Annotated in this window: 10 protein-coding genes; 2 read left to right on the top strand and 8 right to left on the bottom strand. The window is 41.9% G+C overall.

Features of this window, described 5'->3' with window-relative positions:
* Positions 1–53 precede the first annotated feature (53 nt).
* From I2484_RS12390 to I2484_RS12375, 4 genes are all read right to left on the bottom strand, one after another.
* On the bottom strand, positions 54–1,271 hold the full coding sequence (locus I2484_RS12390; protein ID WP_207151341.1) for an MFS transporter: 1,218 nt from the start codon (positions 1,269–1,271) through the stop codon (positions 54–56).
* A 265-nt stretch (positions 1,272–1,536) separates the two neighbouring features.
* Positions 1,537–2,088 (bottom strand): hypothetical protein, encoded by a 552-nt coding sequence (locus I2484_RS12385; RefSeq protein ID WP_207151339.1) that lies wholly within the window; start codon positions 2,086–2,088, stop codon positions 1,537–1,539.
* 213 nt (positions 2,089–2,301) lie between these two features.
* The gene (locus tag I2484_RS12380; protein WP_207151338.1) at positions 2,302–4,266 is read right to left on the bottom strand and encodes an iron ABC transporter permease; all 1,965 of its coding nucleotides are present in this window, start codon (positions 4,264–4,266) and stop codon (positions 2,302–2,304) included.
* A complete protein-coding gene (locus I2484_RS12375; protein ID WP_207151336.1) occupies positions 4,266–5,252 on the bottom strand; it encodes an ABC transporter substrate-binding protein in 987 nt (328 codons plus the stop codon). The genes I2484_RS12380 and I2484_RS12375 overlap by 1 nt, the downstream gene beginning before the upstream one ends.
* 193 nt (positions 5,253–5,445) lie before the next feature.
* Here I2484_RS12375 and I2484_RS12370 point away from each other — a divergent pair, with 193 nt between their 5' ends.
* Both I2484_RS12370 and I2484_RS12365 read left to right on the top strand, forming a co-directional pair.
* Positions 5,446–6,270 carry an ABC transporter ATP-binding protein gene (locus tag I2484_RS12370; RefSeq protein WP_207151335.1) on the top strand — a complete coding sequence of 275 codons (825 nt, stop codon included), beginning with the start codon at positions 5,446–5,448 and terminating at the stop codon, positions 6,268–6,270.
* The gene (locus I2484_RS12365; RefSeq protein ID WP_207151333.1) at positions 6,263–6,964 is read left to right on the top strand and encodes a hypothetical protein; all 702 of its coding nucleotides are present in this window, start codon (positions 6,263–6,265) and stop codon (positions 6,962–6,964) included. The genes I2484_RS12370 and I2484_RS12365 overlap by 8 nt, the downstream gene beginning before the upstream one ends.
* A gap of 75 nt (positions 6,965–7,039) precedes the next feature.
* Here the strand turns inward: I2484_RS12365 and spoVT are convergent, their stop codons facing one another.
* The 4 genes from spoVT to pth all read right to left on the bottom strand — a co-directional run bounded on the left by spoVT (position 7,040) and on the right by pth (position 12,399).
* The gene (gene spoVT, locus I2484_RS12360) at positions 7,040–7,576 is read right to left on the bottom strand and encodes a stage V sporulation protein T (protein ID WP_207151331.1); all 537 of its coding nucleotides are present in this window, start codon (positions 7,574–7,576) and stop codon (positions 7,040–7,042) included.
* A 90-nt stretch (positions 7,577–7,666) separates the two neighbouring features.
* Complete coding sequence (mfd, locus tag I2484_RS12355) at positions 7,667–11,197, bottom strand: transcription-repair coupling factor (RefSeq protein ID WP_207151327.1); 3,531 nt, start codon at positions 11,195–11,197, stop codon at positions 7,667–7,669.
* Between the two features lie 354 nt (positions 11,198–11,551).
* Positions 11,552–11,782, bottom strand: a complete 231-nt coding sequence (locus tag I2484_RS12350; RefSeq protein ID WP_207151325.1) for an anti-sigma-F factor Fin — start codon at positions 11,780–11,782, stop codon at positions 11,552–11,554.
* Between the two features lie 53 nt (positions 11,783–11,835).
* Entirely contained in the window at positions 11,836–12,399 is a 564-nt protein-coding gene (pth, locus tag I2484_RS12345; protein WP_207151324.1) for an aminoacyl-tRNA hydrolase, read from the bottom strand.
* Positions 12,400–12,520 lie beyond the last annotated feature (121 nt).

Genomic DNA, 12,520 nt, shown 5'->3' with positions numbered 1-12,520 from the left:
AAAAGGAGCTAAAAACCGCTATGGTTTTAGCTCCTTTTTCGCGCTTTTCACCGTTATTGATTGTTCGATGATTCCTTTACATAAAAACGACGATGTTGAATCGCAGCATAAATTGCTGCCGCCCCTAACAATATTGCTGAAATAACAAATGTGATTCGCACATCCCATATTTCAGCAAGTGCACCAAACAGTAAAGAGGAAACCGCAAATAATAACGACACTAAGGCACTTTCTACAGCATAAATTTTAGGAAGTTCTTCAGGACTTGCTGACTTTTGAAGAAATGTGTTCGCAGCAATTGCTTTTAGTTGTTGAAAAACCCCATTAAGTCCCATAAAGATAAGGGACAACCAAGCAATTGTCGTTAAACCAAAAAGAAGTGTCAGGATACTGATTCCAAAAGAAAAAGTAATCAAAACAAACTTTAAGTTTTTCTCGAAAACCAAGGTAAAACGAGAACAAATGATCCCACCAACGACCATACCTATAAAAAATGATGTATTAATATATCCCCACCAAGCTTCAGTTTCACCAAGTACTTCCGTCACGAAGACATAAAGTATAGAGGCAATCCATACAACATTTGCAATGGCTTCAAATACGGTAAGCACATAAAGACTCTTATACAGTGGATTACTCCAGACTATTTGCCAACCTTCTTTTAGCTCACCACTCTTACGACCTTCGGAAGCTTTTCTACGAAATTCGGTAGGGTCAACAATTTTAGTCATCAGTAAAGAAGCTACCAAATACAATACCACCGTAATCAAAACAACATTTTGACCGCTTAAAAATGCAACAAGTAGCCCTCCAATTGCCCATCCACCTAAATTTACTGTTTCGTAAATGATGGAGAAGAAGCTATTGGCTTTCACAAGTTCATTTTTCGGCACCAAACGCGGCAACATTGCTTGGCTCGCTGGCGCTGCCCAACCGTCTAAAAAAGCTATCATAAATACGAAACTTATTATAACGAATATGCTCGACGTTATGTGAAGTACTAAGATAAGCGCTAGCAAACACAATAATAATGTCTTACTCACTTGAGAATAAACAAGCAGTGTCTTTAGTGGATATCGATTTAACAATAATGGGGAAATCATACCGCTACTAAAACGACCAAACATACTGAAAAACGGTACCAATGCTAATACAAACGGCGACTCTGTCGAAGCATATAAAATTGAAATAAGCCCCACAATATAAAAGATATCACCCAAATTGGCCATTGACTGACCAATCCAAAGAAAACGGAAAGTCTGACTTTTCATTCTTACTACCCCTTTACAATCAAAGTTTAATTCTGATTAGTACAGGGTAGTTTTACACTCGATGAATACCTCCTGAAATCTATTGTTTTTCTTTACAAGAAAAAAACCGATAATTAATTACAAAACACTTAAATTTAATAAAGTTAATAGAGGTAGCAAGAATGAGTTATATAATTCCATTATACGTCAATTCTAAATTGATAGGTACGAATGTTCCGAATACTATGAGAAACTTAATTGCCTTGAGGCATCAACTTAATTTAATTTAGCTTTCTAGTTTAACCGAATATAAAAATTTCCCTTCAGCATTGTAAGAAACAAATTCAGCTTCTAAAATGTCCTTATCGTCTATTCTGACCAGTCCAAATCCCACAGTCTTCCCTACACGCTTGGGCTGTATTTTTATGTTTTTTAGTAAACCTTTAGTTGTTCTAATTTCGACATTATTTATTTTCGTATCATATACCCTTATTACCACAAGTTCTAAATCTTCCTCATTTTTAAATGGGGATTCTGAAAATGATAAATGAAGAGGTTCATCTATCCCCTCTGGTTCATGCATATAACCGCGTCTCTCATGCCATTTAAAAATTGTTTTTTCTAGATACACTTCCCTTTCTGAACCGTCAATAGTTTCAAAAAAGACTACTGCTTTTTTATCATCAAATAGTTCGATATGATACAAATTGGTGATAACCCAACTATTCTCAACTTCAGTAATTACTAATGCATTATCATCCCTTGAAAACAAAATTCCTGCACCAATTACTACTACTAAAACAATTAGGAAGATCTTCTTTGATTTTATAAAACTCATTTTATCCCACCTAAAAGAAATTTGACATGACTTTTATTAATAACTTAAACACGGCCTCCCAATTACTTCCTATCACTGTCAAATTCAACATTAATTATTTAAACCCTCTTTCTATAATCAACACAAAAAGCATCGCTAAGTGCGATGCTTTTTGTGTTCTAATAGGATATTGACGAGGAAACTCTTAAGCCTGTTAATAGTTTATAACTCTTTTCATTTCATTTTCCGTAGGAGATATAGCAAATAGGGTGTACCGATCAGCGCGACAATCAACCCACTCGGAATGTCTTTCGGCGCGATTAAAATTCTTCCGACAAAGTCGGCGGTGACAAGAAGTAGCCCACCTAATAATCCTGATACGACAAGCAAAGGCAGATGACGGAAACCAACCAATCTACGTGCAATATGAGGTGCAACAAGCCCAACAAAACCGATCGTCCCAACAATTGAAACGGCTGCCGTGCTTATCGCGACACCAACAATCAATGCCCAAACACGAGTCGACTTCACAGAAAGTCCAAGACCTGCGGCAACATCATCCCCGAACGTCAATGTATCCAAGCTGCGCGTCAAATAAATGGCTGGTCCGATAAACAATGCAAATAATAAAACGGCTAGCTGTACATCGTCCCATCCTTTTGCGTACGTACTTCCCGATAGCCAGACGAGCGCAGCCGCTACAGCGAGTTTCGCTTTCACGACGAGTACTTGTGTGGCGGCTGAACCGAACGCGGAAATTGCAATCCCCATAAGTGCAACGAGCATCGGTTGGAAGTTATTTTTCCACGATGTTCCTAAAATAATACCAAGTGCGATGGCAGCCCCCACCACCGCACCAAGCGGCATATAGTTAACTGGAATGGCGGGAAATAACACGAGAAGCATCATCGCCCCAGCACCACCCATTGATGTGACACCTAAAATACTTGCATCCGCCAATGGATTTCGTAATACCCCCTGCAATAATACCCCCGCAACCGCGAGCATAACGCCGACAATGAACGCCGTTAACACGCGCGGAACTCGGAAATTCCACACAACAGGTTTCAACCATTCGGTCGTCCATGCAGTGCCATTAAATGATAAAGCCAATGAAATAATAACAACTATGAGTGCAACAACGATTGTGATGACAACCGACAGTTTCACCGGTTTCGATGTACCACCCATTTGACGGTCGCCTCGACTATGCGTTTTCGCGGTTTTCCATGCCAAATACAACAGCCACGGACCACCAATTAACGCGGTCATTGCACCAACCGGAACTTCTTGTCCAGGTTGAATCAATCTCCCTAACACATCCGCTCCGATCAGCATGACACTTCCCCATAAAAATGACTGGAGGAGAATGTTCAAATGCCCGCGAACACCAAGCATCCGAACAATATGTGGGGCCATTAATCCGATAAAACCGATTGGTCCGACAACACTTACTGTTGTAGCCGCAAGGACAATTGCAACAGCCCATGCGAGTAATTTAACAAACCTAACATTCTGTCCAAGAGACGACGCGATATCTTCACCCAACGATAACGTATCCAACGGCTTTGCCAATACTAATGCGAGGACGAAGAACACAATGATAACCGGCCCCGCAAACGATACACCGTCCCAATTTAATTGAACAAGTGTCCCCGAGCCCCATAAAAAAAGACCGTTCGTCTGATTTTCGAATAATAGCTGCAAAGAACCTGTCATTGACGCAAATAATAACGAAATAATCATCCCTGTCAGCGCAACACGCACGGGCTCCATTTGCTTGCCTGCTAGCATCACAACGAGAACAGATGACAGTACAGCACCCGCCAATGCAACAATAAACGGGAAATTACCGAGTAGCGATGGAAAGAAAATCATCGAAACAACGACGAAAAAATACGCTCCCGCATTAATTCCTAGTGTGCCTGCAGATGCTAATGGGTTATTCGTCAACGTCTGCAATACAGCCCCCGCCACCGCAAGGGCCCCACCAGCAAGAATCCCAATTACTAAACGCGGAAGTCGAAGAGAGAGCACGATGTCCTGCACGCGCCCCTCAGTCCACACTTCTTTTACTAATTGAGCAACCGTATAATCCGCTTGACCTTGTGTTAAGTGAATAAAAGACAATAAAACTAACAGGAACAATCCGATAATCATGACTACAAAGGATCGTTTTCCTGAAGTCTTTTTTGCCATTACTTACTTACCATCGTGCTTGTAATTTTGTTAAGCAATGTTTCTGCCGAGAGAGGACCTCCATATAACCAAGTATCCCCACCCAGATCATACAAACGATCTTCTTTCACGAAATTCAAATTCTTCCAAACTGCATTATCTTTTAACTGTTTTTCATAAATATTGTCGTCGGCTTGAACGATATACAAATAATTTGCATCCTCGTACTTCGTTAACCCTTCCACGTTATACGTACTAGAGCCGTAAAGTTCAAATTGGTCCGGGATATGGATGTTGTTCAAACCGATTTTCTCTAACATAATTGAAGCCATTGAATTCGGTGTAAATACACGAACTTCAGGTGCTTGAGGTCCCGTGTAAGCAAGTGTTAAGACAACATCTTTCGTTTTCAAACCAGCATTATCGATAGTTGTTTTCGCTTGTTCATATTTTTTATCCAAGTCAGCTAACACCTGTTTCGCTTCATCCTTTTTATCAACGACTTTTGCAATTTCGTTAAATGTTGTTATCATTTCTTGATACAAATCCATTTTTTCATCCTCAGGATAGGGATTAAAAATGACCGTAGGCGCAATTTTCTCCAAATCTGCAATCATTCCATCATGACGGAAGCTTGTACCGATGATCAAGTCTGGCTCTAATGCAGCAATCGCCTCTAAATTCGGTTCTTGGCGACCTCCGACATCCGCTACATCCTTGCTTAACTCTACATCAATATTCACCCAATTATGATATTCTTCTATATCTGCCATTCCAATAGGTTGAACACCTACTGCCAATAAATCTTCTGCATATGTCCATTCCAAAACAACGACTTTTTTCGCAGGCTCTTTAAGTGTCACTTCACCGTTAACACCTGTAATTGTTATATTTCCTTCTGTTTTCCCCTTGTCTACCGCTTTATCTTCATCTTTCTTCGAAGAGCAACCGACTAACAATACTGCAAAAAGCGCTAAAACAAGCAGTAATTTCAAAGATTTATTCATATTAAACATTCCTCCATTTACTCACTTATTGATTATCATTCTCATTTAGTAGTTTAAACTTGATTGTACAGTTTTGTAAAGTTTTTTACGAAATAAATGATTATCATTCTCAGATGGAAGCTAAATATGCTATGCTTATCTCTAATTGAAAATGAAAATCATTTAGATTTACTATAGATACGGAGGCATTCCAATGCATACCTCAATAAAAGCCGAAAACCTGTCGATTGGCTATCAAGATAATCTCCTCTTCGAAAACCTGAATTTATCGATTCCAAAAGGTGAAATCACTGTTTTCGTCGGTAGCAACGGCTGTGGTAAATCTACGTTACTCCGCTCAATTGCCCGTCTTTTAAAACCTTCTGACGGCTCTATCTTACTTGAAGGCAAGGATATCCATTCACTATCTTCGCGTAATGTTGCAAAAAAAATGGGCATTCTTCCGCAAGGTCCCGTATCGCCTGAAGGGTTGACGGTACATGATCTTGTAAAACAAGGACGCTATCCACACCAATCGTGGCTCTCGAGATGGACTGAAGAGGATACGAAGAAAACAGAAGCTGCAATGACAGCGACTAGGATAAGTGATCTACGAGATCAATCGATCGACACACTATCAGGTGGTCAACGGCAGCGTGCATGGATTGCAATGACACTCGCTCAAGATACAGACGTCATTTTATTGGATGAACCAACAACATACCTCGACATGACACATCAGATTGAAATTCTTGATCTGCTATTTGAATTAAACGAACAAAAAGGTCGTACGATTGTCATGGTGCTGCACGATTTAAATTTAGCCTCTCGCTATGCGCACAATATTGTTGCCATTAAAGACGGTGGTGTCCATGCACAAGGTAAACCAGAAGATATTATTACCTGCGACTTAGTCCGTGCTGTGTTTGGAATGGAATGCCAAGTTTCAACGGATCCACTTTTCGGCACACCGCACTGCGTTCCTTATGGTCGTGGCCGCTGCATCGTGTCAGAACTTCGAGGAAATACTGGTGCCTAATTTACAGGCTGAACACCTAGCTGCACTGGAACGTTTCAGTGTACATATTGGTGAACAGCCAAACACATTTTTATCGGTTGCAGATATGTTAACCGAATCTGGAAGCAGCAAGCTATTTGAAATGGTTCAACGTTTGTCAGATGCTCCAACAAAAACTGTTGCCACATCTGTCTATATGAGAAGGCACGGTTTTTTCATAACTGCCCAACTGCATTTAATATGCGAACATAATTTACTGTGGGCTGGCGATTTGCAAGATGTGTCGTTATTCATCGAAAATGATACAATCCTTTTTTCTGTTCCGTCTTCTGGCTTTAGGGTAGTACAAAATCGTGAAGAAGATATCCGCTTTATTCTTGAGACTTTCGGGCACCCTGTCGTTGATTATTTAAGCAAGCATGCGAAAATTGCGAAGTTAATTTTGTGGGAGAACATATGGGGATACGTCTTATGGATGTACACGATGGTACTTCAAGAAAATTCATCTTTTGCGCAACCTGATTTGGATATCTTATTGGTAGATGAAACATGGAAACCTGCGATGCGTCGTTCCCCTTTCAAACAATACTTGAACAATCAACGAGCATTAGATGCAATGGCAAATTATAAACGGGTGACATGTTGTTTGTATAAAGAACTTCCAAATACGGATAAGTGTCCGTATTGTCCTCAGAACTTAACAACGCTAGCGTAAAATTCAACAATGCTTCTCCAAAACTAAAAAAACAGCCCACCTAAACCGTCTATATCCGGTCCAAGTGGGCTGTTTTTATGGTTCCATCTGCTTCGCTAAAAAGTGGGCAGCTGTTTCCGCCGCTTTCATTTCGGTTTCACCGATAAAGTGCACCTTTGATAACAAGTAAACAGCACCAATCGTATCTCCGGCAGAAATAATGGGCGCAATACAATAAGACTTCACCTGCTCCACTTGTCCAGGTACCCATTCAATCGCCTTTTCGAGTTTTTCTGTAATGATTTTACGGCCTGTCATGATTTCATCAAGATCAGGCGACAACTGGCGATTCAAATAATCTTTTTTAGATAACCCGGACACGGCAATCATTTCATCCCTGTCACTAATGAGTGCAGGCGTGCCTAGTGTTTCGTACAATGTTTCCGCATACTCTTTTGCAAATTGCCCGAGCTCTGATATCGGCGAATATTTCTTCAAAATCACTTCGCCATCCCGGTCGGTAAAAATTTCAAGTGGATCCCCTTCACGAATCCTTAGTGTCCTTCGAATCTCTTTAGGGATAACTACCCTGCCAAGATCGTCGATTCTGCGGACGATTCCCGTTGCCTTCATACATGATGCCTCACTTTCCACAAAATTGAACGTTAACTTCGTTTCCTTTGTAGTATGCATCAAGTATGGACAAAATATGCAACATACCCTTTAGACGGAATCACTAACAACAGTTTCCTTTACAGATGAATGAAGAATCCTCATCATTTCTTCAAGCACATCGAATGCTGTCTGTTTCCCCGTATGGCGCTCATCAATCCTCATGATGAGACAGCCGTTCTCCATCGTGAACCCAACTGCACGACCAAATGCCATTGAATCGGATACAAGTTTAGCTCCATCTGTTTTTGCAGTTCCTTCAGGCGATATGCGAACTTCAATAAGCGCTTGTTGTTTCTTGATGGATTCAGCACCTGCGATACGTCCCCAAGCTTTTACCCGCGCAACACGTAGTAACAAGTCAGCTTCGAGCGGCATATCACCGAATCGGTCTGTCATTTCATCGACAAGTTCATTGTAGTCCGTTTCATTTTCAATCGCTTTGACCATTTTGTACATTTGAATTTTTTGGAATCCATCACGTACATACTCATCTGGAATATACGCATTAAGCGGTAATGCAATTTCCAAGTCTGGTATATCCGCTTTTACGATACCTGTCTGCTTCTGCTCGACAGCTTCTTGCAGCAATTGAGAATAAAGATCGAATCCGACCGAGTCTATGAAGCCATGTTGCTGGGAACCAAGTAAATTACCCGCACCACGGATCGACAAGTCGCGCATCGCAATTTTGAAGCCCGAGCCAAGTTCCGTAAATTCCTTAATCGCCTGAAGACGGTTTTCCGCAACCTCTGTGAGCACCTTGTCACGCTGATAAAGGAAGTAGGCATAGGCAACACGATTCGAACGTCCAACGCGCCCACGTAGTTGGTAGAGCTGTGATAAACCCATGCGGTCAGCGTCTTGAACAATAAGTGTGTTGACATTCGGAATATCAATACCCGTTTCAATGATTGTTGTCGTTACAAGAACATCATATTCCCCTTCAAGGAAACTTAAAATCACCGACTCAAGTGCCGATTCGCCCATCTGACCATTGGCAAATCCAACACGTGCTTCAGGCACAAGCTGCTTGATTTCATCGACTTTCCTTTCCATATCTTCCACTCGGTTATACAAGTAGAATACTTGCCCACCGCGGCCCATCTCCCTTTCAATAGCTTCGCGGACGAGCGCAAAGTTTTGTTCCATGACATAAGTCTGGACAGGAAAACGGTTTGCCGGCGGCGTTTCAATAACGGATAAATCACGAACACCAAGCATCGACATATGGAGAGTCCGTGGAATTGGCGTTGCCGTCAAGGTCAGCACGTCGACATGTGTTTTTAACTGTTTAAGTTTTTCTTTATGCGTTACGCCAAATCGCTGTTCTTCATCGACAACGAGTAAACCAAGATCATGGTAGGCGATATCTTTAGATAGGAGGCGATGTGTACCAACGATAACGTCGACAGTTCCCGCTTTCAATCTTTTCAACGTCTCGGTTTGTTCCTTCTTTTTCCGAAAACGATTTAAGAGGGAAACTTCAACTGGAAATCCGGAAAAGCGCTCTTTCATTGTTTCGTAATGCTGTTGCGCCAAAATTGTCGTGGGCACAAGGAACGCTACCTGCTTGCCGTCTGATACAGCCTTGAATGCAGCACGGATTGCGACTTCCGTTTTACCATAGCCCACATCCCCGCATAACAATCGGTCCATTGGACGTTCTTTTTCCATATCCACCTTCACTTCAGCAATGGATCTGAGCTGATCATCGGTTTCATCGTAAGGAAACGCATTTTCAAATGCCATTTGCATGTCGTCGTCCGCCGCAAAAGCGTGTCCCTTTTCCGATTCCCGTTTGGCATACAATTCAATCAGGTCGTCCGCGATATCTTGAACAGCTGCAATAACTTTAGTTTTCGTCTTCTTCCAGTCTGTGCCGCCTAGCTTATGCAGTTTCGGTTCTTTTTCACCGGAAGCGACATATTTCTGGATCAAATCTATCTGGTCAGCGGGAACGAACAGCTTATCTTCACCACGGTACCGAATGTCGAGGTAATCTTTATGAATACCACTTACTTCAAGCGTTACAACCCCGTAATATTTCCCAATCCCATGATTAACGTGAACAATATGGTCACCTGGCTTGATCTCCGAGTAACTTTTGATACGCTCTGCATTTGTCATCTTTTGCGGACGCGCTTTCCGTTTCGGCGTCCCTTTGAAGAGTTCAGAATCTGTTATAACCGCCATCCGTTGAAACGGAAGCTCGAAGCCAGCAGACAAATCACCGTCTATAACAATTATGCCGCCTGCCGCTGAAGGTTTTCCAGACAAAGCAGATTGCATATCATAATCCTCAAGAATCGATTGAACCTTTTGCATCCGCTCATTGCCGTCTGCGATAATGAAAATATTGAAACGCCCTTGGTGCCACCGTTCTATTTCATTTTTCAATAAACTCATCTGCCCATGGAACTGCTGCATTGGTTTACAAGAAAACGTTACTGTCTTCTTCACAACAATTCCTGGAACGGAGCGGACGAAAAGAGAAAAATACACTTTTCGTTGCTTTAATGCTCCATGCACCTCTTCGAATGAAAACGATGTTTTTGCATCATGAACAATCTTCCCTTCTTGAAGAAGGCCAACCATCCATTCCTTTTCATCCGACTCAAGTGATGCAACAACTTCAAGAACCCGTCCGATTTCATCAAATAAAACGATTCCGTTACTTGGGAAATAACTTTCAAGGGAAGTCGTTCCAGCTAAAAATGATGCATATTTCAACATATTTTCTGGAGTGGATCCTTCCCTCATTAAAGCAATATCGCTTGTCATATTAATGGTTAACTGTTCTTTCGCTTCCGCATCGTTCATCTTCTTCAAACTAACACCAAGTGCATGCTCCAGTTTTTCAGCTATGATCATTAGATCTTTAGCCTGCCAAACAAATTCAGTCGCAGGAAGAATTGACACGTCTTCCAACTTACCCGTTGAACGCTGATCTTCAGCCGAAAATGTGCGAATGGAGTCGACGTCTGTATCGAATAATTCAATCCGCACCGGTTCTTCCAAATTCAGTGGATACAAATCCAGGATACCCCCGCGCAACGCAAATTCACCTGGCGCCGTTACCATTGATTGTCTCGTATAACCCATCGATACAAGTCTTTCAAGCCATTCTGTCATATTAATTTCTGCGCCTATTTTCGTTGTTAATAAATTGGATAGCCAGCGTTCTTTTTCTGGTAATAGTTTTTTCATGCCTGCAATCGGCGTGATATAAATCCCCTTCCCAGTTCGTACCATATGATCTAACGTATCGATACGCTGGGCGCGAAGTTCATAGCTCGAAACAGAAAAATCCGCAGCAATGAGTTCCTCTGCAGGGTAAAGGTGGACGAGCGACTCGCCCAACATTTTGACGAGGTCTTCATATGTACGCTGTGCTTGCAATAAATTCGGGGATACAATAAGAATGGGCCGTTTACTCGACTGCTGAAGCACTTTGAAAAGGATTGACTTTGCCCCACCTGACAATCCTGCGACAAGTTGACGGTCTATCCCCGCCTCCAACTCTCCCACTAGTTCGTCAATCTCTTTCTCTTGTAAAAACAAATCTATAAGTGATTCCAATGCTACACATCCTTGCTTTCATAATAATAGTAGGCGTTCAAAAAGGGCTAGGCCATTCAATTGCGCCAAGTCCGAACTATATTCATATATTGGGAAAACAAATACCTCTATAAGCCCAATGAAGGCGCCTGTCGATGCCAGTTGCTGTCACAATTTGAACAACGTAAATTGTGTTAGTAACTGGACACAGGGTAGCTGAAGGCCTTGGGCTTGTGGCAAATCCACCTTGCTTAGGGCGGGAGGCATATCCATAACGCCGCGGTGAATTCAATGGTTTTCTTTATTTCAACACAACTACCTTTAGACAAAAAAACAGAAAAAGCTTTGGACGCATCTAGCGCCAAAGCGTACATCTTATTGAAGCCATTTGTTAAGTGTATAGTAGTCCGGGAATCGTTGGAGCGATTGCTCACAATGTTCGCATATGCATCTTACCGTCAATGCCCCGTCTTTTTCATACGTCAGAAAATGCTCAACTTCCTCTTCGTCCATCTTTTGCAGCAGAAGGATAGTCTCCTTCGCAGATTCAAACGGAAGTGTACCAATTTCAGTCTCACAATGCCTGCAAGTATAACGGATCGCCATTTTGTCTCCGCCCCTTTTCTCAAAGTATAGGCGTAAGACGGCTTTATTATTCCTTATACACCATTAAAGTTGTTCATGACATCATTAAATGGTTTGCTCAGCCACGCTTCACATGCGGATGCACTTTTTTTCACCATGTCTTCAATTAATGGTTTTTCATCTTTGCCGAAAGGTGCCAGAACGTAATCAGCTACTTTCATACCACCGATAGGACGTCCAACACCGATACGGATTCGATTGAACTGATCCGTGCCAAGATGTGCAATAAGTGATTTCATGCCGTTATGGCCACCTGCACTCCCTTTTTGACGCAGTCGAATTGTCCCAGGAGCAATATCAAGATCATCATACAGAACAACGATATCTTCTACGTCGATATCGAAGTAATCCATCAATGGACGGACACACTCACCCGAAAGGTTCATATACGTAAGTGGCTTTACAAGCATTACTTTTCCTTCTGGACGATGGACAACCGTATACATGCCGCCAAATTTCGATTGTACTGCAGTGATTGGCAGACGTGCGCTAAGCTCGTCAATGACCTGAAACCCCACATTATGACGTGTTTTTTCATATTGTTTACCCGGATTTCCGAGTCCTATTATCATTTTCATAGATTTCATCTTCCTTTTACACTAAGTAATTACAAAGAGTATGAGGCACCGTTACAAATAAAACGGGTTTAAAGAGTGCAAAAAAGGCAGTCTAAGTGCGCGACGGCCTGTCGTAACAAGG

This window comes from Sporosarcina sp. E16_8 (assembly GCF_017347095.1).
GTDB lineage: Bacteria > Bacillota > Bacilli > Bacillales_A > Planococcaceae > Sporosarcina.
Note: the sequence above shows the minus strand (reverse complement) of the source record. Positions and strands in the feature narration are given on the sequence as shown.

Excerpts from the sequence above, each read along its gene's own strand:
- I2484_RS12350 (WP_207151325.1), bottom strand. The coding sequence starts at position 11,782 with ATGGCGATCCGTTATACTTGCAGGCATTGTGAGACTGAAATTGGTACA.
- spoVT (WP_207151331.1), bottom strand. The coding sequence starts at position 7,576 with ATGAAGGCAACGGGAATCGTCCGCAGAATCGACGATCTTGGCAGGGTA.
- I2484_RS12390 (WP_207151341.1), bottom strand. The coding sequence starts at position 1,271 with ATGAAAAGTCAGACTTTCCGTTTTCTTTGGATTGGTCAGTCAATGGCC.
- I2484_RS12385 (WP_207151339.1), bottom strand. The coding sequence starts at position 2,088 with ATGAGTTTTATAAAATCAAAGAAGATCTTCCTAATTGTTTTAGTAGTA.
- I2484_RS12370 (WP_207151335.1), top strand. The coding sequence starts at position 5,446 with ATGCATACCTCAATAAAAGCCGAAAACCTGTCGATTGGCTATCAAGAT.
- I2484_RS12375 (WP_207151336.1), bottom strand. The coding sequence starts at position 5,252 with ATGAATAAATCTTTGAAATTACTGCTTGTTTTAGCGCTTTTTGCAGTA.
- I2484_RS12380 (WP_207151338.1), bottom strand. The coding sequence starts at position 4,266 with ATGGCAAAAAAGACTTCAGGAAAACGATCCTTTGTAGTCATGATTATC.
- pth (WP_207151324.1), bottom strand. The coding sequence starts at position 12,399 with ATGAAAATGATAATAGGACTCGGAAATCCGGGTAAACAATATGAAAAA.